Here is a 22163-nt window from a genome sequence, read left to right as displayed (position 1 = left end):
ACAAAGAAGAAGCTGTCCTGAAGGCTCCAAATGGAGAGATCAGACAGCTTCTTCTTTGTTTTAATATTTAATTAAGATTCATATCCGATCGAACCCGCTTCAGCAGCTCCTTGCAGCCGCTTTCTACCAGCTCATACACAAATGAAAAATTTCCATCGTAATAAGGATCAGGCACATCAGCCATACCTTTATCAGGCAAAAGCTCCATAAACGTAAAAAGACGTGCATGCTCCCTATTTCCATCGGTGTCGCTTAGCAGCTTGCGCACATCGCGCAGGTTATTCGTATCCATACATACAATGTAATCAAATGCTGAAAAATCATTAGACGTTACTAAACGAGCTTTCATTCCTTGATGCGAGATCTGGTGCTGGTCCAATAGCTTCCGTGTCCCCTCGTGAGGCGGATGTCCCAAATGCCAGTCTCCTGTTCCAGCAGAATCAACCTCGATCCGATCCGACAACTGCGCTTGCTCCACCTGATGGCGCATAACCGCTTCAGCCATGGGTGACCTGCAAATGTTGCCTAGACAAACGAATAATATGCGAGCATTCATGAGTTCCCTCTCTTCTGCTGTTCATCAGCTGTATTAATATGAAGCGAGCGACGCGGCAGCTTCCACTTGTAATAAACGGACAGCATGCGGAAGCCGATAATAACGACAAATAAAAATAATAGCTCCAAGTTTGATTTGATCCACCCGAGTCCGATTACTAGACCTGCGAGCATCGCCCATACCGCATAAATTTCATCCTTAAGCACAAGCGGCTTTCGTCCAGCAAGCACGTCGCGGATAATTCCGCCGCCAATTCCCGTTAACATCGCCGCAACGAGCACTGCGCTTAGCGGATGCTTCATCTGCGTAGCGTAAAGAGCGCCTTGAATCGCAAATGCAGATAAGCCGATCGCATCAAAAAAAGCTTCACTCCGACGCCACCGCTGAATCCATACCACTGGCAGCACGAAGGCAATCGTCATCGCGATAATCGCGATTTTGAGCAAATAGCCCTGGCTCCAAAGTGAAGTTACCGGCATGCCGATCAGCAGATTTCGTACAACACCGCCCCCGAACGCCGTTACTAAGCCTAGCACGAATACGCCAAGTATGTCGTACTCTTCTTCCATGGCAACGATTGCTCCGCTGACCGCGAAGGCAATGGTGCCGATAATACTGAAAATTCCAAAAATGTCCATACTCACAGCTGTAGCTCCTCGCTTCCCGTCCATGCACCGGCCCAACAAGCCGGTTACTTTCCTTCACCATTTTAGCTGGGTGCCTGCGGTTTCGCAACGACAAATTTCACGGTAATCTTAGGCAGCTAAAAGAGCATTATTTAGTTGCCTCTAGTTTTTATTTAGCCAATGGCTTTATACTTAAAGGATTGAAATTGATTTCCCCAATGAGAAAGGATATATCATTATGCAGCCACGCATCGTCATTTGCACAGGCGGCCAGCTAGGCGACTGGGCTCTTGAACATATTAAAGCCGATGATTTGCTCATTGGAGCAGACAGCGGAGCACGATTTCTAATTGCGCAAGGATTCCGTCCCGATGTTGCCATCGGCGATTTTGATTCGGTTTCCGAGGATGAGCTGCTTGATATCCGCAGGAACAGCGGCCAAACGATTGCATGCGATCCCATCGACAAAAACTACACCGATACAGAAATGGCCGTGCGTCTCGCCTTGGATATGCATCCTCGTGAACTTGTGATGCTTGGAGCGCTTGGAACGAGGTTTGACCATTCGCTTGCGAATGTACATCTTCTCGCGCTGGCAGCCAAGCAGCAGGTTCGCGCAACGATCATCGACAACCATAACAAAATTTCACTTGTAACGGATCAAGTCACCATCGAACAGCTTGGTTATCCCAACGTTTCTTTGCTCCCCCTCACGATGCGGGTTGAAGGCATAACGCTGACCGGCTTCCAATATCCGTTGACCGATGCTGAACTGACGATAGGCCAGTCTCTTGGCATCAGTAATGTATTGCTAACGCATACAGGTAAGATTGTTATACGCGAGGGAGCTTTGCTTGTCATCCAGAGCCGCGATTAGCTTCATCCATTGTAACAGCCAGGGCATTCTAGCCTTGGCTGTTTCTAGCTGCTAACGTTTCTCCTTCCTATTACTTCCCCTTCCCCTAATAGATATCTTCCTCAGGCGTAACAATCGTTAGTCCTTCCACGTGCTTGCGATTCATCAGCTTCCGTGCTTTTCTATTCTCAACCGACTCAAATACGATGTCCAGGTCGTACTCCTCACCCGGGTAAAGCTTTGTTTTGGCGATATACAGCTTCATGCGCTTATGGTTGAACGTTAGCTTCTGGCCCTGTACCTGTACGATGACATTTCCTCGTTCGTCGGCTGGTCGATACACGACTCCCATTCTCTTTAACGGATAAACCCAAACTGCATCTCCCTTCTCGAAAGGCTTCGCAGTTTTTTTGACGTGAACAGCTTCATCATTTTCGCTCGTTGGTATAGAGGTTTTAGAATGATTGTGATCCACGCTCGATGCAATAGTTGACGCCTGACCGTCCACCGGATTGTCTGGAAGCTCAATCAACATTTCAGTTGATTCAGCAGCAACCTTCCGCACTAACAGCTGCTCCGCACGCTGCATGACCACTTCCGGCAATCCAAAGCGCCTTGCTATTGCAAAAGCATGACTCTCGCCGGCCTCCCCCATTTCTAAACGGTAAAGTGGCCTCAGTGTATCCGCGTCAAACGCCATCTTTCCGTTTTGGCAGCCTGCCGTACGCGACGCGAAAGCTTTGATCTCGTTAAAATGTGTCGTTGCCGCAGCAAGAGCCTCCCTCTTGAGCAGCTGCTCCAATAACGCAATCGAGAGCGCGATCCCTTCGGTTGGGTCAGTCCCGGCTGCCAGCTCATCAAGCAGCAGCAATGCTCTTGGACCGGCAGCCTGCATCATTTCCTTTAGGACCTTAATATGAGAGGAGAACGTACTGAGCGATTGTTCCAAACTTTGGCCATCACCCACATCCGCGATCACATGCTCAAATATGCCGATCTCGCTCCCCTTCTCTGCCGGCACAAGCAGCCCTGATTGCACCATGAGCACAAACAAGCCAATCGTTTTTAAGGTTACCGTTTTGCCGCCCGTATTTGGACCTGTAATGATAAGCTGCTTCCAGCGATAACCAAGCTCAACATCCAAAGGCACGCTGCTCTGGCCTAATAAAGGATGACGAGCATTTAGGAGACGAATGACAGGCTTATCAGATAAGTTTATTTTTTTCCCGCCATAGGATCGCGAAAGCTTAGCACGAGCGGTTATAAAATCAAACGAAGCCATCGCCTCTACGTTGCGATGCAGCTCATAAGAGAACGATTCCGCTAGCTCAGACAAGCGAGCCAATATGACGGTGCGTTCTCTCTCCTCCTCCGCCTTCCACTGCTGCAGCTCGACCTGAAGCTCGGCTGCATCCAGAGGCTCGACGAACAGCGTCTGGCCGCTCGCGGATTCATCCCACACGGTACCGGGCACTTGCTTGCGCAGCTCCCTTTTCACAGCGATTACAAATCGGTCACGGCGCTTGCTGATGACCGGCTCTTGCAGGGAAGAGCGGTATTTGTTTAACGCATGCTCCATTTTTTTCTGAATTTTATCCTCGGAGGCATAGATATGCCTTCGGATGAAGGCAAGATCGGCGCTAGCTTGATCCGTCAATATACCGTACCGGATGCAGCGGTTCAGCTCCTCTCTAAGAGTAGGACAATCATGCATCGATTCGGCATATGCCGCAATCGTCGGCGCGATTTCGCGCTTGCTGTTCATATACTTTTTCATTTGCGTAACGGATGTCAGCCATACGGACAGCTGCTCCAGCTCCTGCTCGTTATAAATGCGTCCTTTTCCAAGCAGAGCAAGAAAGGGGTCGATGCCATCCATTGCGGATAACGGAATACTAGCTCCGCTCTCAAGCAAATGTGCCGCCTCTTCCGTTTCGGTCAGCCATGCTTCTACTTGCCGCTGCTTTGTGCTAGGCTCGAGCCGTTCAGCTAACACCCGGCCTGCCGGCGATACCGTGAAGCTCACTACTCCTGCTTTCACCTTGTCAAACTCTAATCTTTTCCACGATGCTTCATTCATCTTTCGTGCCTCCTCTAATTTTGGGTATAAAAAAAGACAGGAATAGAACGCGGGCGCGTTCCACTCCTGTCTTGATCGACATATGCTCCAATACCGCTTCCATCGTTAACGAGATCGTTAGCATGAAAACGGATATAAAAAAACCGCGCTGCGAGAGCACGGTGATTGGGCCGCTGTCGAATAACTTCAGGCGGAAATCCTCATGTCCTTAACTCTTGGCGCCAGATCACGAAATAGAGCCTTGCCGCTAGGCGCATTTTTGCACCGAGCATAAGTCGCAAGACCATCGATCATCTGACCATATCCAATTTATGAGTTAAAGACACCAGCAAACATTAAAATTTCCCCTTTAGACACATATAGTGGTAAAAAAAGGTTACTCCAATAATGTACAAAAAAGACAAGCCGATTGTCAAGCGATTACCGGTTATTCATGGTGATCAAATGGTGATGCTCATACCCGTGCGGGCGAATTCCATCTGCTCCGGCAGGTCATACCCTCTCCGTAGATCAATGTCATGCGACATGTGAGTGAGGATCGTCCGCTTCGGCTCCCATAACTTCACAAGCTCGATCGCTTCGAGCACGTCATAAACGGATCTTGTTTCATAAGCGAATGGCTCATGATAGAAGCTGGTTCCGAGGACTAGCAAGTCCAGATCAGCTAGCGGCTGCTGCATTTCCACGGTCAAACCGATGGAATCCGAGCAATATACCCAATTACAGCTCTTTTCCGCATGCTCGAATCGAAATGCGTATGCATAGCCGTTTTTACCGTGGTTGACGCGCCAACTGGACGCACGCCATTTACCAAGCATAATCGGCTGATCGAAGGATTGAAAATCAATATGATTGCTAAGCCATGGGAAGCGGTCCAATATCTCCCCAATCACTTCTGAAGGCGCGAAAGCTTTCCCCTTCTGCTTCGTCCAGCGGCAAGCATCCGCCCATTCCACAAGTCCGCCAATATGGTCAAAATGCGCATGCGTAATCAGCAGCGTATCAACTGACCGCAAATCCGCCGACTCTAACTGCTTCGAGAAATCCGGTCCGCAATCAATCCATATCGTACCCGCATCCTGATCTTCAATCTGTAACGATGATCTTAGGCGCCGATTTTCGTTCGTAGCCCGCGCTTCTGCGCATACCTCGCAGTCGCAATAAACGCGGGGAACCCCCATGGAATCGCCAGTACCTCTAAATATAAGTTTCGTCATAGCGGAAGAAGCTCTAGCTTATCCGATGTGCGAATTTGGTCCATCATGCTGATCCACTCCGCTGGTTTATTAGGCAATGCGGAATAATAGCCCTCAAGGAAAGTAGCGACAAGCGCAGCATCGATCGTCGAAAGCTCTTCGTCCTGCGGCAGGAAGCATAAATCGAGCTCCGCTACAGCCTGTCCTTCATGGTCCCAAGAAGGATGAACATAAGCAATTGCGACTCGCTTATAGCCCATATGCGACAGCACCTCGCGGCGAACATACGGATTCATCGGCGATACACCGCCGAAGGAATGATCGACAGCGCGATAGGGATCATACACCTCAGCAAACATCCCAATCGGCGTAGTTCCAGATGCCTCGGCGAGCCTTTGCAAATCACGCTCCCGATTGCGGAGCAGGAAACGACCTATGCCAAGCGACGGCTTAGCAATAATCGTAAAGTCTGTCATCGCTACACGAAGCTCAGGATAATAGCGATACTCCGTTGAGCCGACTACCTCGCCTTCATGAACCGCCACATATACATGAATGGTCTCGTCCTCAAGCGGCTCCCGCCAAAGCTCGTAAGCCAGTACCTCCTCAGGAGGGAAAATCGTTTGCAAAAGCTTATGTAATGATTCGAAATATGGGTCTTCAATCGAGCTGATACGATGATAAATGAGCATGATCTAATCTCCCTTTATTGAAATGGATTGCGCCACTCCATGATGGCAGCGCAGTTATTTGACTGCTCGTCGTCTAAATAGTTATGGGCAACACCGATGGGCATGCGGCCGCATCTAAGCAAAAAGGTAATGACAGGATCTTTCCATTCCCCTTGCAGTACCTTCTCCAAATATTCCTCCGGCGTAATTTCATTTGCATGGGCACCATACCCCGGCATTCGACCGCCGCCGAGCAGTCTGCGCAGTCCCAAATGCACTACCGTGTCATACATCGACTGCATGAGCCATTTGCCTATGCCCGATTTGCGATATTCAGGTATGACGCAAATATCGATGACATAAAGCGTATCTCCATTTGCATTATGATTACGAATGTAGCCGCGGTCAGAAACGGTTTCCCATTCATGCTGGTTTGCATAATCATTCATATCGAGAATTAACCCCGTCATTGAGCCTATCATATGACCCTCGATCTCTGCACATAAGGCGCCCTCAGGGAAGCGAGTTACATGCTCCGCTAGCTGTTCTGTATTCCACAACAGCTCCTCAGGGTATGGCGGCGGAAAGCTTGCTCGCTGAACGTCAATCAAGGCTTCAAAATCTGCAACGTTATAATTGCGAATCGTAGCTTTTTTCGGCTTCCCTTCAACAAACAAATAGAGGTCTTTGCGCATCGCGAACCACCACCCTTCTGTCCTGCATCATCCAGCTAGATAGCTTATTACTTCCAATCTGTATACAAATCAGTGCGACGATCACGCCAAGTAGTTACTGAGCCTTTTGCCCTTACTTCTGCGAGCAGCGATAGATCGAGATCGGCAACCACAAGCATATCATCATTGATGATCCCTTCGCTCAAAATGCCGGCTGGCGGAAACGGGATATCATTAGGAGCAATAATAGCCGCCTGGCCAAAGTTTGCACGCATCAAATCGACTTTGCGAAGCGAGCCAACTGTTCCCGTGGTAACAATATAGATTTGGTTTTCGACAGCTCTGGCATGACAACAATATCGGACGCGATAAAAGCCATGCCGATCATCCGTACACGATGGGCAAAATATAACATCTGCTCCCTTTGCGCGAGCCATTCGAACGATTTCGGGAAATTCAATATCATAACAGGTTAGCATGGCAATCGTGCCATATGCCGTGTCAAACACTTCAAGGCCATCACCCGCCGACATGTTCCAACCTTCTATCTCTGAAGGCGTAATATGAATTTTGTGCTGTACGTCGATTTTCCCATCCGGATGAAAGAGATGAGCGGCATTGCGGAGCGTGCCGTCAGCAGTCTTTAAGACATGCGTGCCGCCAATGATATAAACCGAATACTCCGCTGCCAAGGAGCGAAACAGATGCAAATAATCGTCTGTAAAATCAGGAAGCCGATCAATCGGAAGCGCCTTCCCCTGCTCATCTCCGATAGACATTAATTGTGTCGTTAAAAATTCGGGGAACAAAACAAATTGAACCCCGTATTCCGAGGCATTTCGCACATAGTGCGTCACTTGCTCGGCGAATTGCTCAAATGAGCTAATATCAGCAAGCTTATATTGAACTGCTGCCGTGCGAAACTTCAAATTTTGCATCCTCCATTACTAAATGTTATTGTTTCCGCTGCTTGAACTGCAGCGTAATCGTTGTACCTAAATCCGGCAAACTAAATACGTCTACCTTGCCCTCATGCAAATCAACGATCCGTTTAGCAATCGATAACCCAAGCCCGACACCGCCGGTTGTGCGGCTTCTAGCGCCGTCTACGCGATAGAAGCGCTCGAACAGATGCGGAATTTCATTTTCAGGTATGCCCATGCCTTTATCCTTGACCTCGATTTTGACGATATGCCTGACGAGCGTAACCGTCACATCAATCGGGTCCTTCGAATATTTAATGGCATTGTCCAGCAAAATAACGAGCAGCTGCCTGATTTTGTCCTTATCGCCGACCATGCGCACGACCTTGGACATCGCTTTCACCCGAATAGGACGACCGAAGGTCGTTTGCAGCATCGTCGCAAGCTCATCAACCACTTGCACAACGTCGAATAGCTCCTGACGCAGCCAATCCTCCTGCTCCGCTTCGGCGAGCATAAGCATCGATTTGGTTAAATTTTGCAAACGGTTGGCTTCCTTGTCAATCGCCTCAATCGCTTCATTGCGCAAGCTTTCGTCATCGCGTCCCCAGCGCTTCAGCATGCCTGCATAGCTGCTAATTACGGTAAGCGGAGTCTTAAGCTCATGGGATGCGTCCGCTACGAACTGCTTCTGCTTTGCAAAGGTACGATCAAGCCGTTCAATCATTTGGTTAAAGGCGCGAACGAGCTGCAGCAGCTCCGCGGATTCTTCCCGGCTGCTCAATTCGATTTGTCTGAGCTTGCCGCTACGATCGATTTCCCGCATCGTATTCACCATCTGTTGAATCGGCGCCGTCAATCTGGAAGTAAACCAATACGTACCGAATATGGCGAATAGGATAGCTCCTCCGCTCGTGACGCTAAGCGCAGCGACCAGCACCTGCAAGTAATTGTCCAGCTCGTCCAATATTCGATTAACCTCGAGCATGGCAATGACGCGGTTCCCGTCATATAGCGGAACGCGCATATATAAAATGCGCTCCCCGCCCTTCGTAATCATCCCTGTATGATGATGGGTCTCGAAGGTAGCCGGCAGCTCCTGAAGAAGCTCATTTGAGCCTGTAATATTTACGACTCTATTATTAGGCGCAATGATGCGAATCATTTCGTTTACGTTGTAATACTCATTGAGCAGTTCCGGGTAATTTAATCCTCGACCGCTCTGTATTCGGGGATTCTCAAGCATGAGATTCACCTTATTGGCAATAACCTCTTCTTCGCTTTCCGTCGTTATTTTGATCACATAAAAATAAACGAAAATATTGAACAGAATCAAAATAAAGATCAGCCAAAAAATCGTAAAAAGGGTGAACCGTTTGCGAAGTGTCATGCATCCGGCTCCTTTATCATATAGCCTACTCCGCGTACCGTATGGATGAGCTTATGACGGTAGCCCTTGTCCAGCTTTTGGCGCAAATAACGAATATAAACATCCACCAGGTTCGTTTCCCCGATAAAGTCATAACCCCAAACCTCTGATAAAATATCCTCGCGGGATTTTTCATCGTTCTTGTTCTCAACGAGGTAGACAAGCAGCTCAAACTCGCGCGGCGTCAGCTCGATTAAGATGTCCTTCCGAAAGACTTTGCGCGTGCGCAGCTCAATCGTCAGATCTCCGACCTTAATCATATCTGAACCTTCCGCTTCCTTAGGATACTGCTGGAATATGCGCAAAATGTTGCGCACTCGCGCAAGCAGCTCTTCCATTGCAAAAGGTTTCGTTATATAGTCGTTGGCCCCATGCTCGAAGCCGCTAACCTTATCCGGCACGGTATCCCGTGCAGTCAATAATATAATCGGTACTGGATTGCCGGCTTGGCGCAGTAATCTCAGCACTTCAATGCCACTCATCTCTGGCAGCATGACGTCGAGCAAAACTAGCTCCCAATCGCCTGTCGATGCCATTTCATAACCGGTGCGCCCATCTGCCGCAGTCCCTACCGTATAACCCTCATGCTCAAGTTCAAGCTGTAAGATACGGGAAATGCCTGTTTCGTCTTCTACGACAAGAATACGTTCCTTCATCCTAGAGGTTCACCTGCTTCCTGTTGTAAATAATTCTCATACCATCAAGCAAAAGAGACGTTCTTTATAAAAGAACGGTTAATTTCATCATAATGAAGACGTTTCACAAATGCAAGCAAGCCGATCTACAGAAAAAGTAGACCGGCGATTGCCGCTAGCAGCACTGCTTGCCAAGGGGGACGTTTCCACAGCTGAATAAAAATAAACAGTACAATAACAAAAACGAATTGAATAGATGTGCTAACCGTATCTACGAAAATAGGATCGTATAAAGCTGCCAGAAGGATGCCAACGATGCCTGCATTTATGCCTCTAAGCGCAGCCTGCGCAGCTTTATTTTGTTTCAAGGCTTCCCAAAACGGCAGCGCTCCTATCACTAACAAAAATGATGGCAGGAAAATAGCGATCAGCGCAATGCCGGCATAAACGATACGCATAGGACCTTGCTGAAGCGCCGCGCCAATATAAGCTGCGAAGGTAAAGAGCGGTCCTGGCACAGCTTGTACAGCACCGTAACCAGACATAAATTGATCGTTGGTAAGCTGGCCTGCGCCTGTGCCAAGAAACTCAGCTTCCAGCATCGGAAGGACGACATGCCCGCCGCCAAATACGAGTGAGCCTGCCCGGTATATCCCATCAATGAACGATAATAAGGATGCCCCAGTCCACCTGCTGATAATCGGCAGCACAAGAAGCAACAAGAAAAAAAGCATTAACATACTGCCTGCGAGCACACGTCCTATCGGCTGAGGAAGATGATTCTTTTCCGGTTGCACGCTCTCCTCTTGCGGCTTAAGCAGCAAAAGGCCAATGACTGCACAGAGAACCAGCGGCAATAGTTGCCCATACATGCCCGGTACAAGAATAGCTATGCCAGCAGCCCCAAGAGCAAGCGTTCCCCGCAGGCGGTCAGGCGCTAATGTTCGCGACATGCTCCACACCGCTTGAGCGACAATGGCTACGGCAGCCAGCTTCAAGCCTTGGAGCCAGCCTGCATCGCTTACGGATAAAATGTCCGCCCCATATGCAAAAGCGACCATAAGCATAGCGGACGGCAGCGTGAAGCCCAGCCATGCTGCTATTGCTCCAGCTATTCCTGCACGGTTTACCCCGATTGCCATTCCAAGCTGGCTGCTTGCGGGACCAGGGAGAAATTGGCATAAGGTGACCAAATCAGCAAAAGCTCGTTCATTGAGCCACTGTCGCCTAACCACATACTCATCACGAAAATATCCGATATGCGCGATCGGGCCGCCAAAGGAGGTCACTCCAAGCTTGCAGGCAGTCCAGAATACCTCCCATAACGCCGCGAAAGAGAATACTCTCTTATTCATTCAACGATCACCTCTGGGTTTGCATCGACCAAGCTTCTACATCCCATGTTTTAGTTACCCAATCCTCATAGAAATCAGGTTCATGAGAGACAAGTACAACTGTGCCTTTATACGCTTTAAGCGCCCTCTTCAGCTCGGCTTTGGCAACGACATCCAAATGGTTCGTCGGCTCATCGAACAAAATCCAGTTGCTCTCGCGCAGCATCAGCTTGCAAAGACGAACCTTCGCCTGCTCGCCGCCGCTAAGCTGGTTAAGCGCACGAGTGATATGCTCATTTTTCAAGCCGCAGCGGGCAAGCGCAGCACGAACCTCATGCTGGTTCATAAAGGAAAACTCATCCCATACATCATCCAGCGGAGTCATCGTCGGAGCTTTCGCTTCTTGCTCGAAATAGGCTGGACTCAAATAGTCACCGAGAAAGGTTTTGCCATCGAGCGCCGGAATCACGCCGAGTATCGTCTTCAAGAGCGTTGATTTCCCGACACCATTGCAGCCTACGATCGCAATTTTGTCACCGCGCTCAATAACCATGTCCATCTTAGGAAGAAGCGGTTTATTGTAGCCTATAACCATGCCTTCCGCTTCAAAAACGGTTTTGCCGCTCGTTCTGGATTCTCTAAAGTTAAAAGTGGGCTTTGCCGCTTCTTCCGGCTTATCGATCCGGTCAATGCGATCCAGCTGCTTCTCACGGCTCTTGGCACGGCCAGACGTCGATGCGCGCGCTTTGTTTTTATTAATGAATTCCTCTTGCTTCTTAATGTAATCCTTCTGCTTCTCGTAAGCGTCGATATGCTGAGCCTTATTCAGGTCCGCCATTTCAAGAAATTTCTCATAGTTGGCCGAATAACGCGTCATCTTTGTAAATTCAAGATGATAGATCACATTGACGACTTGATTCATAAAGCCCGTTTCGTGAGAAATAAGAACAAAGGCATGCGGGTAATTTTTCAAATAGTTGGTCAGCCAGTTAATATGCTCTTCATCCAAATAGTTCGTAGGCTCATCGAGCAATAGTACCCCTGGCTTCTCAAGCAGCAGCTTGGCGAGCAGAACCTTCGTCCGCTGTCCCCCGCTGAGTGCCGTCACGTCGCGGTCAAGGCCAATGGCATTAAGGCCTAAACCGTTCGCCATTTCATCAACCTTTACATCGATTAAATAAAAATCGCCAATCTCAAGCTCCTCTTGAATTTCACCCATCCGAATAAGAAGCTGGTCAAGCGTATCCGCGTCGGCATCGCCCATTTGGGCAGCAATGCTGTTCAGCTCCTCTTCTAATACGAGCATGGGCAGAAAAGCATCCTTCAGCACGTCACGGATCGTTTTGCCCGCTTCAAGCTTCGTATGCTGGTCCAAGTAACCGTAACGTACGCGAGGCGTCCATTCCACCTTACCCTCGTCCTTCAATAGCTTGCCTGTCAAAATGTTCATTAGCGTCGATTTTCCTGTACCATTCGCGCCAACCAGCCCTACATGCTCCCCGGCCAGCAATCTGAAGGATACATTTCTAAACAATACCCGATCGCCAAACGTATGTGATAATTGCTCTACTGTTAACAAACTCATTTGTCTTTTATCTCCATTCATGTATACACCTTAATGAAAGCCTGCAACGATCTCGTTTTTACCCGTATCATTGTACCACATAAATGGTCATTCCGTGTTTATTTCATTGTAAATGAGCTTGAAAATAGGCAGCATTGCTTGATTTAGTATCCTGCGCAAGCGCATGTCATCCGCAGCCCATAGGCCATTCCATTGCAGCGTAAGCAGCGCCTCCTCCGGAAGCTTCGGTATGATTGCAAACGGTCGCTCAGGAAACAAGGAAAGCCATTCGTTTCTGCCGCGGAAAGCCAAATCCTTATTTGCAATAAACTTCATCTTACCGCCATTATGCTGGAGCGCTCGCCCTAAAGTAACAAGCTGCCTTAGCTCATTCGCTTGCCATTTGGCAACTGCCGGATCACCGACAACAAATACGAATCTTGCTTGCTGAAGCAGTAAAAGCGCACACGGCTCACTCCATTTGCCGGACAAATCGATTACATTAATCAAGCTTCCTGTATGCTGAAGCATTCTGGCGAATCGATTTTCATCCTGAGTGGATGCGTAATTGCTTTCAGGTCGCAGCGAGAACCAATTGACTGCGCTGTCGTCTTGTTTATAGTGAACATATCGTTGATCGAGTGCCATACATTCCTTCCAACTGCCGCTCTTTGCTCGTTTACCCCCAGAGAGCCAAGCATGCCATTCCGGTCTCGCATGCTCGTATTCAGCTGCTGAAACGGATGTTTCCTGCTGCCCTAGAAAGGCTGCAAGCGTATGCGCAAGAAAGGTTGAACCTGCTCCGGGCGCTAACGATAACAGACAAATCATCATTCCGCGTGATCGAGGGTTTGTCCTATTGCTCACGGGATCATGTTCTGGAGCATCATTTATTTGAGAAGACGCAAAAGGCATAAGAGCTTCTTCTACCTCCAGCATGGATTGAAAACGCAAATTCGGTTCTGACTGGAGCAAACGCCGCAGCACGGCAATGAATATATTCGGAATATCGGACGGCAGATGAGCAAAAGGTGTTCGCTCTCCTCTGCTGCCAGCCGTTTGATTATAGATGTCTCCGCCGCTTGCCATGTAGTAAAGCAGCGCACCCAGTCCATAAACATCTGTCCGTTCGTCGCTTTGCCCCTTCCCCTCCTGCTCCGGTGCGGCGAAGCCGACCGTCCCAAGCTGAGCGGTATCCTGCTGCTGTCCCTCCTTGTATTGCCGCGAAATGCCGAAGTCGATCAGCTTTACATGCCATTTATGATCGATCATGACATTCGTAGGCTTCAGGTCGCGGTGAATAATAGGCGGCACATGACCATGCAAATGGATTAGCGCCGCACAGAGCTGCAAGCCGATATGGATAATTTGACTAAAGGTTAAACCAACATTCCTTGAACCAATTAACTCAGCAACGGTGCGTCCATCAATGTACTCCATGACCAGCGCTTCAAAATCATGCTCATTAGGCGAGTAATAGTCCATTATTAACGGAAAATGCGGATGGTTGACCTTCATCATCATATAAGCTTCGCCAGCGTATCTGCCGCGGCCTCCTGGGATAGGCGCAATGACTTTAACCGCTCTTAGGTTGCTAGCAAGCTTGAGGTCATCGGCGGCATATACTACACCCATACCGCCGCGACCTAATATGCCAACAATCCGATATCGTTCTCCGAGAATCGTACCCAATGGGAAGGGATTAAATAAAGCTTGCGGGCTTTCCGAACTAACCATGCCTCAGCCTCCTCCTAATATCCAACAAAAAAAAGCATCCCGACGCCGTTTGTTAGATACAAACGGCATCAGGATGCTTTCCTGATTTCTAATTGATTAGTGTTACTTTAACATAAAATGTCGGAATATAACAACAATGTGTCATTGTTTAAAAAACGCGTTTTTTGGAATTGAGCAGCTCCGATAGAAACGCAAGCGCCAGTCCCTGACCCCAGCCCTGCACGCGTTTGTGCGCGACGTCGCGATAGCCCTGCTGATCATTCATGACTGCCGTTCCGGCAGACACATTTAACACTGCTCCATCCTCAGTAATTTGGCTCAAAATACCGTCAATTGAGCGCTGAATATATTTATTGTATAAGGAGCCGAAAGCGAACAAGCCAGTGGCAATACCTGCAGAGCCCGACGTTTCATAGTAGGACGTTTCATCGTCCAAAACAGTATGCCATAGCCCATTATCGGCTTGCAAACGTACAAGCGAGCTTAGCTGATCCCGCATTGAGCCTTCGATAATCATGAACGAAGGATGCTGAACAGCAATATGCGGGAGCGCCTTAGCCATCGTAAGCGCAGCCCATGAGTTGCCCCGTGCCCAGAAAATGGACGACATATGATTTTGCGCGATATTGTCCCAGCCATGATAATACAAATTCGTTACCGGGTCCTGCAAGAAATGTTCATGTCCGTGGTACTGCTTCAGTCCATCCTCCAAATAATCGGCACGATCCAGAAGATGACCCATCCGTACGAGGAAATAACCAGCCATCATCATCGTGTCTACCCAAGCCTGCTCAGGGAAATTGTAGGTTTCCGAATTAACGGTATGTTGAAAAATGCCATCCGCGAAGCGAATCGCGTCATTCTTTAAGTATTCTGCCATTTGAATCGCAACGTCCAAATAGTTTTGATTGTCAGTTGCTTTATAGAGTGAGATGAGCGCGTGACCAATTGAAACGCCGTTGACGGATAGCTTAGGAAGGCCGTCTTCAAGCTTCTCATCCACCCATTCCTGCAGCAGCTCCATATAGCGTTTATTTCCGGTTGCTTCATAAGCCTCGGCTACGCCGTAAAAAGCGACTCCTCCCGGCCAATCCCAGCTAAAATCCATTCTGAAAGTGCGATCTACTACACGATCGATTACGTCTCGAATATGTTTTTCGTCAAATTGAAGCTGCGGCATTTCCATCTTCCTCTCCCCTGTTTCTTTGATGTTTCTATTTCAACCCGCTGGTGCTGATTCCTTCCACAATGTACTTCTGAAAAGCAAAGAATATGGCAAGCACCGGAATTAAGCTGACAATGGACATGGCGAACATCGCTCCCCAGTTCGAAACGGTATCGCTGTCGAGGAACATTTTAAGCCCCATCGATACCGGGTACAAGCTTGGACGGTTCAAATACAGGACCGGTCCGAGCAAATCCTCCCAGCGCCAGTAAAAGGAGAAAATCGATGCCGTTGCTAAAGCAGGTACGACTAGCGGCAAAATAATGCGGAAAAACAATCGGAACTTTCCACAGCCATCGATGGTTGCCGCTTCGTCAAGCTCATTTGGAATCGTCCGTATGAACTGGATGAGCAAAAAGATAAAGAACGGAATTCCGAAATATTGCGGGATAACGATTGGCTTAATGGAATTGAGCCAGTCCAGCTTCGCAAACAAAATGTATTGCGGGACGAGCACAACATCATGCGGCAGCATGAGCGTCACCATCATAATGCCAAACCAAAATGTTTTGCCTGCAAAATTAAGTCTAGCAAAGCCAAATGCGATAAATGCTGACGACAATACAGCCCCAATTGTTGACAAAATAACGATTTCGAGCGAGTTCATAATAAAGTTTCCGAACGACTGGCCCGCGATCCCAATCCAGCCTATTTTATAATTTTCCCAAATCCAAGGCTGTGGTATAAGCGAATCTGCCGTGGAGAAGATTAGATTGCTTTGCTTGAAAGAGCTCATGAGCAGCCATAAGACAGGATAAACCATCACGAGCGCGAGCGCGGCAACAAAAATATGATATATCGGCCACTTCAGCTTTTTAAATGTCATGATTAATGACCGCCTTTCGACTCGTAATGTACCCATTTCTTGGATGTGGCGAACAGAATTCCCGTAAGAATGGCGATAATAATGAGCATTACCCAAGCCATTGCGGACGCATAGCCCATATCAAAATAGACGAACGCCTGACGGAACAAGTAAAGCGAGTAAAGGAGCGTTCCATCGAGCGGTCCGCCTTCCCCTTTGGAGATGATGTATGCAGGAACGAAGGTCATAAATGCACCGATGGTTTGCATGATCGTATTGAATAGGATGATCGGGCTGAGCATGGGCAATGTAATTTTAAAGAAGCGTATGATAGGTCCTGCCCCATCGACGTTTGAAGCCTCATACAATTCCGGCGGAATGTTTTTGAGACCTGCTAGAAAAATAAGCATCGAGGAACCAAATTGCCATACCGACAACGTAATGAGCATCCAGAGCGCAGCTGCTGGTTCAGCAAACCATCTCACGCTATCTAAACCGAGTGCATTCAGAAAAATGTTTATGACTCCTTCGTCGCCGTACAGATTGCGCCACATAATGGAGACTGCGACGCTGCCGCCGATTATAGAAGGAAGATAATAAACCGTCCGATACAACCCGATTGCTTTCGAGGCTGTGTTTAAAATCATAGCGATAAATAATGCAAAGGCTAATCTAAGCGGAACGCCGATAAATACGTATAGAAAGGTTACTTTCAGTGACGCCCAGAACTTTGAGTCATCAGTAAACATCGTCTGGTAATTCTCTAATCCGATAAAGGATGGTGTCGAAAGCAGATCATAATCGGTAACCGAAAAATATAACGATGCAATTGCTGGAACCAATGTGAATAAAAGAAACCCGATAACAAATGGACCAATAAACGTGTAGCCGATTAAGTTGTTTTTAAGTGATAGCGATTTCATCTTATCCAACTCCTATACGAAGTCTAACGTGCAGCTATGAAAGAACGATGGCCGATCTTGCGACGGGCCATCGCCTCTTCTCAAGTTTGATTACTTGTTTTTCTTAAGGATGGAGGTAGCTTCGTCTCTAAATTTCTTAGCTGCTTCTTCCGGCTTGATTTTGTTGTAGTTCATTTGCTCAGCAAGGCTGGTTAAGGATTTGAACACTTCAGCGGAACCGATTGGATCAGCTGGATCCATTGGCGTGCTGTTCGATTCAGCCCAAGCTACATAGTCGTATACTTGAACTTGAGCTTCTGTAGAAACCGCTTTTAAAGCTTCCTTCACTTTAGCCGACACCGGAACGCCGCGATCGCCCAAAATCAATTTGTTAGCTTCGATATCATTGACGAAGAAGTTGATGAACTTAGCCGCTTCTTCTTTTGCTTTCGAATTTTCAGAAACGGAGAAGAACATGCTTGGCTTCAGGAACAGGCCTTTTTCCATATTAGGGCCTACCATCGGAGCGATTGCGAGCGGACGATTAGCCACCTGCTGCAAGCCTACATACTGGTTGGACCATTGCCATACGCCAATCCCTTGATTCAGGACTAGATGGCTGTCTTCTGCGCCTTTGATTTGTGCAAGCACGTCTGGCGAAGGTACTGCGCCGTCAATAACGAGTTTAGCCAGCATGCCGAAGAAATCAGTGAACATTTGATCGTCTTCATAGCCAAGACCGTTGCCTTCCGCGTTAAACAATGTTTTGCCTAAAGTACGGAGGTAGTAGCCAAAAAATACTTCTGGGCGCATGCCGTTATCGAAGTAAAGGCCTGCTGCTTTAGCCTTTTCCGCCATTGCAACGTAGTCATCCCAAGTGAAGTTCTCAGGAATGGATTCGATGCCTGCTTTTTTCAGAAGAGCTGGATCATAATTGAAGCCTAGTGCGTTGACGCCAAGGTTCATACCGTAGAGACCGTCTCCCAATTTACCGCCGTCAATCGCATTTTGGCTGATGTCGCTAACGTCAATTTGTTTGCCAAGGAAAGGCGTCAAATCGGCTAGTTGGTTTCTGCCAGCATATTGCGAGTAGTTTTGAGTATCGATTTGGATAATGTCGGGAAGCTCGTTCGCAGCCGCTTGCGGCGCTAGCTTTTTCCAGTAATCATCATAGTTCGCATATTCCATTTCAATCGTTACGTGTGGGTTTTTTGTTTTATACATTTCGATAACCTTCATCGTGTAATCGTGACGAGGCTGACCGCCCCACCAAGCGATACGCAGCGTGACCGGCTTCGCTTCAGCTGGCTCCTCTTTCACTTCATTACCCGATTTCGGAGTGTTTGTCGTGTTAGCCGCATTGCCATTGCCCGAGTTGTTGCTGCCGCAAGCGCTTACGAGTACCAGCGCAAAAGCCATGAGCATTAAAAGCATTTTTTTCGGTGCTTTCATTGTGTTACGCCCCTTCCAGACTCTTTAATGTTGTTTACAAGATTTATTATAGGTTGAATGTCGAATTGTCGGAATTCAAAAAACCGCTTTCTTTGTTAAAAAAACAGAGGTCGCCATTATGGCGACCTTTTGTATTCCGATGGGGTGAAGCCGGTATGCTTTTTGAACACTTGGCTAAAATATTGCGGGTTGTCGCCAAATCCGAATTTCTCAGCAAGCTCAAAAACCTTCACATCGCCGGTCTTTTCAATTTCCTCCATCGCCTTGTCCATCCTTAAACGAACGACATAGTTGGAGAACTTCTCGCCCGTTTCCTTCTTGAATAGCTTGCCTAAATAATCGGCATTCATATAAAGGATCTCACTGGCAACCCAGCTCAGCGATAGGTTAGGGCTCGAGATATGCTCCTCAATGACTTCAATCATTTTATGAATAATGCAGGAGTGCTTCTTGCTATGGGTGTGAAAATTGTTTAAACAAATTTGCTCTGCATTTGCCGTAACAAATTGCTCTGTGGCTCGAAGGGTCGTAAATTGATCGAAGCTGGTAATTTTTTTTAAATACTCATTGATTTCGTCCGGCTTCCCTTGCCTTACTATGGAAATATAGAGCGGGATGACATACGACTTGGACAGATGCGTATCCATTCGGCTGTCAGCAAGCAGTGAAAAATAGTTTTGCAGCTCTTCTTGCACAAATGCCCAGTCACCTGATTTCACATGCATGCAAAGCGGCTCTTCATCATAAAAGAAAGGCTTGAGCGAGCTGTCGTCGCCGCGTTCAACATCCTTTTGCGTAATGATGCTGCCCTCTCCCAAATAAAATTGATAATTCAAGCATTCAAGCGTATCGCGATACATTTTGCGGGCATGAGTAATCGCACCTGCATCGCTAACCGCTACTGTGGCATCCAGCTTGTAATAGGTTGAAAATGTTTTCTTAATCTCATTTAGCTTAGCAAATAATTGATCTGCCTCGTCTTCCTCCTCAATCAGCAAAAGTACATGCTTCCCGATTGTCGTACTAAGGAGCACGCTGGATGAGCCGAGAACATCCTGCGCGATATTTTTGACGGCGAACATATGCTCAAATTCGAAATTTCCCTCGATTTGGAACAATAGCAGCTGTACTTTGTCATTCTCTACGGTTATATGAAACAAATTTCCATAGTCGTCCCAATCGCGCTGACCATAGGTCTTATTCGTCACCAGCTCCTTCAGAAATTGCTCCTTTGCATGAGGAAGCACTTTAGATAGCTCCTTCTGAATATTAAGCATGAAGTTTTCCTTTGATTGCTGCTTTTCCAGCTCCGCAATGACCTCGGTCAGCGCATCGGTGATCGTATTTTCATTGCATGGCTTGAGCAAGTAGTGCTTTACGCCATATTGCATCGCCGAGCGCGCGTAATCAAATTCACTGAAGCCGGACAATAAAATAAATGCGATATGCGGGTATTTCTCCGATACCTTCTCGACCAGCTGCAGACCATTCATGCCTGGCATTTTAATATCCGAAATGACAATGTCGGGCAGATTCGTCTCGATAAAAGCCATCGCTTCCAAGCCGTTTCGAGCCGTTCCAGCTAGCTCCGTATCAAATGCGTTCCAATTTACCGTGCGTGATATGCCCTCTACAATAATTCGCTCGTCATCGACGAGCAGCACCTTATACATGGATATCCCTCATTTCATAAGGAAGCATCAACGTAACCTTTGTGCCTCCGCTTGGCTCGCTTTCAACTGACAGTCCATAAGCCTCGCCATAAAGAAGCTTGATGCGTTCCTCAATATTTTTTAGGCCTAAGCCAGAGCCCTTCGTTTTCACTTCGCCGCTGAGCAGCTGCGCAACAAATGTCTCCTCCATGCCAGGTCCGTTATCCTCGACTGAAATGTACAGCAGCTTCTCTTCCACAAAAGCATGAATGCTTATTTTGCAGGTGTCTATCATTTGCTCCAGTCCATAATTAATCGCATTCTCGACGAGCGGCTGCAGCGAAAGCTTCGGAATGCTGCAATAAAGCAGCTTCTCCGGTACATCGACATGAAAATCCAGCCGTTCCTCAAACCGATATTTTTGGATCGTCACATAGTGATTAATGATATCAAGCTCCTTGCTCAGCGGAATGAGCGGCTCCTTTAAATTAATGGACGTTCTGAGCAGCGATCCTAATGCTTCGACCATTTGTGAAATATGCGTCTGATTGCTCAGCTTGGCCGACCAGTTTATCGATTCCAGCGTATTGTACAAAAAGTGCGGATTGATTTGCGCCTGAAGCGCCTTAAACTCTGTATCGCGAATCGTTAGCTGCTTCACGTAGTTTTCATGAATGAGCTCATTGATGCGCTCAACCATGATGCGGAAATTGCGGTGCATTTGTCCGGCTTCATCCATCGCAAGCGCTCTCTCGTTAGGCTCATCGGTATATTCGAAATTGCCGAGCTGCACCCTTTTCATTTTCGCATTCAACCGTTCGATCGGCTCTGTAATGCCTTTAGCAAAGCTGACAGCAATAAAGAGAATGACAATAAACAAGATTGCAAAAATGAGAATAATCGTATTTTTCACCTTGGCAACACGCTCAAAAATATCATCGAACGGAATGAGCGTATAGTAAGTCCAATCGGTATACGTTGAAGCGATGTACGTTACGAAATATTTTTTGCCTTCATAGCTGATGACCTTATAACCTTCATTGCCTGTTAAATTCGACAACGTGTCGATAGGGAAAGCAGAAGCCTCCGGATAAACCGCTTCATTCTTTTTCATAATGATCAACTGCGCGTCATTGCTGTTCATGCCCTTCGCTAAATCGCGAAACAGCTTATTCATATCGATGCGAAGCGCTAAGGTGCCGATATAGTCGAGCTTTAGCTGTTCGAATGAACGCACCTCACGTGCTGCAATTAAGGATTTATCATTGCTGTAAGGCGCGATCCACGTATTGCCACCCTTATTGATTGATGTTAATTTTTTATAGACGTCGAGACGGTCCTGAAACACGGTAACCGAATTCGCGCCAACCGCGTACTCATTGTCATTCACGTCATACAGCTGGGCAGACAATACATATTTATCAAGCGCGCCGATGTTAACCATCCGCTCTTTGACCGTGAGCCGCACGACATAATTATCGTAATCCGATAATCCGCTCTTGATTGATCTCAAATAATGCTGAATGGTTGAATCCGTAGCGAGCATAAATGTCAACTTTTCCATTTTTTTCAATTCGTTCTCGATGCTGATGGATGACAAGCTAAGCGCCTTAGAAGACTGTTTATAAATTTCCTGATCGTAAAAATCAAAAGCATATTGCTGGATTACAATAGCAAGCACGGCAACGACGATCATAATGACGGAGATCAGCACAAACATTTTGTGCTTGATCCGCAAATTCGTATAAAGCGCTTTCAAGTTAGGCACAAAAAAAGCCTCCTATAAGCGTTAACCGCTAATGCCTTTTATTTGATCGGCCTAGCACGCTCCGCGGTAAAATGAATA

General features: G+C 47.5%; 19 protein-coding genes. 1 reads left to right on the top strand and 18 read right to left on the bottom strand.

All coding sequences use genetic code 11. The annotated features are described in order from the left end of the window. Window positions 1-67: 67 nt before the first annotated feature. Window positions 68-556: a low molecular weight protein-tyrosine-phosphatase gene (locus HI950_RS03520; RefSeq protein ID WP_169081570.1), complete on the bottom strand. Its 489-nt coding sequence runs from the start codon at window positions 554-556 to the stop codon at window positions 68-70. Then, entirely contained in the window at window positions 553-1194 is a 642-nt protein-coding gene (locus HI950_RS03515) for a trimeric intracellular cation channel family protein (RefSeq protein ID WP_169082203.1), read from the bottom strand. The genes HI950_RS03520 and HI950_RS03515 overlap by 4 nt, the downstream gene beginning before the upstream one ends. Window positions 1195-1420: 226 nt before the next feature. Here HI950_RS03515 and HI950_RS03510 point away from each other — a divergent pair, with 226 nt between their 5' ends. Continuing rightward, window positions 1421-2059, top strand: coding sequence for a thiamine diphosphokinase (locus HI950_RS03510; protein ID WP_169081571.1), 639 nt, complete (start codon window positions 1421-1423; stop codon window positions 2057-2059). Window positions 2060-2144: 85 nt separating this feature from the next. On the opposite strand, the gene HI950_RS03505 is transcribed toward HI950_RS03510, so the two are convergent. The 16 genes from HI950_RS03505 to HI950_RS03430 form a co-directional block, all read right to left on the bottom strand. Next, window positions 2145-4118, bottom strand: a complete 1974-nt coding sequence (locus tag HI950_RS03505; RefSeq protein ID WP_169081572.1) for an endonuclease MutS2 — start codon at window positions 4116-4118, stop codon at window positions 2145-2147. A 440-nt stretch (window positions 4119-4558) separates the two neighbouring features. Continuing rightward, window positions 4559-5335, bottom strand: a complete 777-nt coding sequence (locus HI950_RS03500; protein WP_169081573.1) for an MBL fold metallo-hydrolase — start codon at window positions 5333-5335, stop codon at window positions 4559-4561. Further along, a complete protein-coding gene (locus tag HI950_RS03495) occupies window positions 5332-6006 on the bottom strand; it encodes a GNAT family N-acetyltransferase (RefSeq protein WP_169081574.1) in 675 nt (224 codons plus the stop codon). Before HI950_RS03495 ends, HI950_RS03500 begins: the two co-directional genes overlap by 4 nt. Window positions 6007-6020: 14 nt before the next feature. Then, window positions 6021-6680, bottom strand: coding sequence for a GNAT family N-acetyltransferase (locus HI950_RS03490; RefSeq protein ID WP_169081575.1), 660 nt, complete (start codon window positions 6678-6680; stop codon window positions 6021-6023). A gap of 47 nt (window positions 6681-6727) precedes the next feature. Next, window positions 6728-7588, bottom strand: a complete 861-nt coding sequence (locus tag HI950_RS03485; protein ID WP_169081576.1) for a carbon-nitrogen hydrolase family protein — start codon at window positions 7586-7588, stop codon at window positions 6728-6730. Between the two features lie 25 nt (window positions 7589-7613). Then, the gene (locus HI950_RS03480; protein WP_169081577.1) at window positions 7614-8972 is read right to left on the bottom strand and encodes a HAMP domain-containing sensor histidine kinase; all 1359 of its coding nucleotides are present in this window, start codon (window positions 8970-8972) and stop codon (window positions 7614-7616) included. Beyond that, window positions 8969-9667: a response regulator transcription factor gene (locus HI950_RS03475; RefSeq protein ID WP_169081578.1), complete on the bottom strand. Its 699-nt coding sequence runs from the start codon at window positions 9665-9667 to the stop codon at window positions 8969-8971. Before HI950_RS03475 ends, HI950_RS03480 begins: the two co-directional genes overlap by 4 nt. A 125-nt stretch (window positions 9668-9792) precedes the next feature. Continuing rightward, the gene (chrA, locus tag HI950_RS03470; protein WP_169081579.1) at window positions 9793-11001 is read right to left on the bottom strand and encodes a chromate efflux transporter; all 1209 of its coding nucleotides are present in this window, start codon (window positions 10999-11001) and stop codon (window positions 9793-9795) included. Between the two features lie 7 nt (window positions 11002-11008). After that, window positions 11009-12565: an ABC-F family ATP-binding cassette domain-containing protein gene (locus HI950_RS03465; protein WP_169081580.1), complete on the bottom strand. Its 1557-nt coding sequence runs from the start codon at window positions 12563-12565 to the stop codon at window positions 11009-11011. An 87-nt stretch (window positions 12566-12652) separates the two neighbouring features. Beyond that, complete coding sequence (locus tag HI950_RS03460) at window positions 12653-14281, bottom strand: serine/threonine-protein kinase (RefSeq protein WP_169081581.1); 1629 nt, start codon at window positions 14279-14281, stop codon at window positions 12653-12655. Between the two features lie 148 nt (window positions 14282-14429). Continuing rightward, window positions 14430-15461: a glycoside hydrolase family 88/105 protein gene (locus HI950_RS03455; RefSeq protein WP_169082204.1), complete on the bottom strand. Its 1032-nt coding sequence runs from the start codon at window positions 15459-15461 to the stop codon at window positions 14430-14432. A 34-nt stretch (window positions 15462-15495) separates the two neighbouring features. Beyond that, on the bottom strand, window positions 15496-16332 hold the full coding sequence (locus HI950_RS03450; RefSeq protein ID WP_169081582.1) for a carbohydrate ABC transporter permease: 837 nt from the start codon (window positions 16330-16332) through the stop codon (window positions 15496-15498). A gap of 2 nt (window positions 16333-16334) precedes the next feature. Next, window positions 16335-17234 (bottom strand): carbohydrate ABC transporter permease, encoded by a 900-nt coding sequence (locus HI950_RS03445; protein ID WP_169081583.1) that lies wholly within the window; start codon window positions 17232-17234, stop codon window positions 16335-16337. 90 nt (window positions 17235-17324) lie between these two features. After that, window positions 17325-18665: an ABC transporter substrate-binding protein gene (locus HI950_RS03440; protein ID WP_223285084.1), complete on the bottom strand. Its 1341-nt coding sequence runs from the start codon at window positions 18663-18665 to the stop codon at window positions 17325-17327. Between the two features lie 116 nt (window positions 18666-18781). Further along, complete coding sequence (locus HI950_RS03435; protein WP_169081584.1) at window positions 18782-20338, bottom strand: response regulator transcription factor; 1557 nt, start codon at window positions 20336-20338, stop codon at window positions 18782-18784. Then, complete coding sequence (locus tag HI950_RS03430; protein ID WP_169081585.1) at window positions 20331-22085, bottom strand: sensor histidine kinase; 1755 nt, start codon at window positions 22083-22085, stop codon at window positions 20331-20333. The genes HI950_RS03435 and HI950_RS03430 overlap by 8 nt, the downstream gene beginning before the upstream one ends. Between the last annotated feature and the right edge of the window lie 78 nt (window positions 22086-22163).

The sequence above is a fragment of the Paenibacillus sp. PL91 genome, assembly GCF_012935325.2.
GTDB lineage: Bacteria > Bacillota > Bacilli > Paenibacillales > Paenibacillaceae > Pristimantibacillus.
The sequence above is the reverse complement of the archived record's forward strand: the minus strand, read 5'-3'. Positions and strand labels throughout refer to the sequence as shown.

Bases quoted from the DNA above. Each gene is read 5' to 3' on its own strand.
- HI950_RS03520 (WP_169081570.1), bottom strand. From the start codon at position 556: ATGAATGCTCGCATATTATTCGTTTGTCTAGGCAACATTTGCAGGTCA.
- HI950_RS03515 (WP_169082203.1), bottom strand. From the start codon at position 1,194: ATGGACATTTTTGGAATTTTCAGTATTATCGGCACCATTGCCTTCGCG.
- HI950_RS03510 (WP_169081571.1), top strand. From the start codon at position 1,421: ATGCAGCCACGCATCGTCATTTGCACAGGCGGCCAGCTAGGCGACTGG.
- HI950_RS03505 (WP_169081572.1), bottom strand. From the start codon at position 4,118: ATGAATGAAGCATCGTGGAAAAGATTAGAGTTTGACAAGGTGAAAGCA.
- HI950_RS03500 (WP_169081573.1), bottom strand. From the start codon at position 5,335: ATGACGAAACTTATATTTAGAGGTACTGGCGATTCCATGGGGGTTCCC.
- HI950_RS03495 (WP_169081574.1), bottom strand. From the start codon at position 6,006: ATGCTCATTTATCATCGTATCAGCTCGATTGAAGACCCATATTTCGAA.
- HI950_RS03490 (WP_169081575.1), bottom strand. From the start codon at position 6,680: ATGCGCAAAGACCTCTATTTGTTTGTTGAAGGGAAGCCGAAAAAAGCT.
- HI950_RS03480 (WP_169081577.1), bottom strand. From the start codon at position 8,972: ATGACACTTCGCAAACGGTTCACCCTTTTTACGATTTTTTGGCTGATC.
- HI950_RS03475 (WP_169081578.1), bottom strand. From the start codon at position 9,667: ATGAAGGAACGTATTCTTGTCGTAGAAGACGAAACAGGCATTTCCCGT.
- chrA (WP_169081579.1), bottom strand. From the start codon at position 11,001: ATGAATAAGAGAGTATTCTCTTTCGCGGCGTTATGGGAGGTATTCTGG.
- HI950_RS03465 (WP_169081580.1), bottom strand. From the start codon at position 12,565: ATGAGTTTGTTAACAGTAGAGCAATTATCACATACGTTTGGCGATCGG.
- HI950_RS03460 (WP_169081581.1), bottom strand. From the start codon at position 14,281: ATGGTTAGTTCGGAAAGCCCGCAAGCTTTATTTAATCCCTTCCCATTG.
- HI950_RS03455 (WP_169082204.1), bottom strand. From the start codon at position 15,461: ATGCCGCAGCTTCAATTTGACGAAAAACATATTCGAGACGTAATCGAT.
- HI950_RS03450 (WP_169081582.1), bottom strand. From the start codon at position 16,332: ATGACATTTAAAAAGCTGAAGTGGCCGATATATCATATTTTTGTTGCC.
- HI950_RS03445 (WP_169081583.1), bottom strand. From the start codon at position 17,234: ATGAAATCGCTATCACTTAAAAACAACTTAATCGGCTACACGTTTATT.
- HI950_RS03440 (WP_223285084.1), bottom strand. From the start codon at position 18,665: ATGAAAGCACCGAAAAAAATGCTTTTAATGCTCATGGCTTTTGCGCTG.
- HI950_RS03435 (WP_169081584.1), bottom strand. From the start codon at position 20,338: ATGTATAAGGTGCTGCTCGTCGATGACGAGCGAATTATTGTAGAGGGC.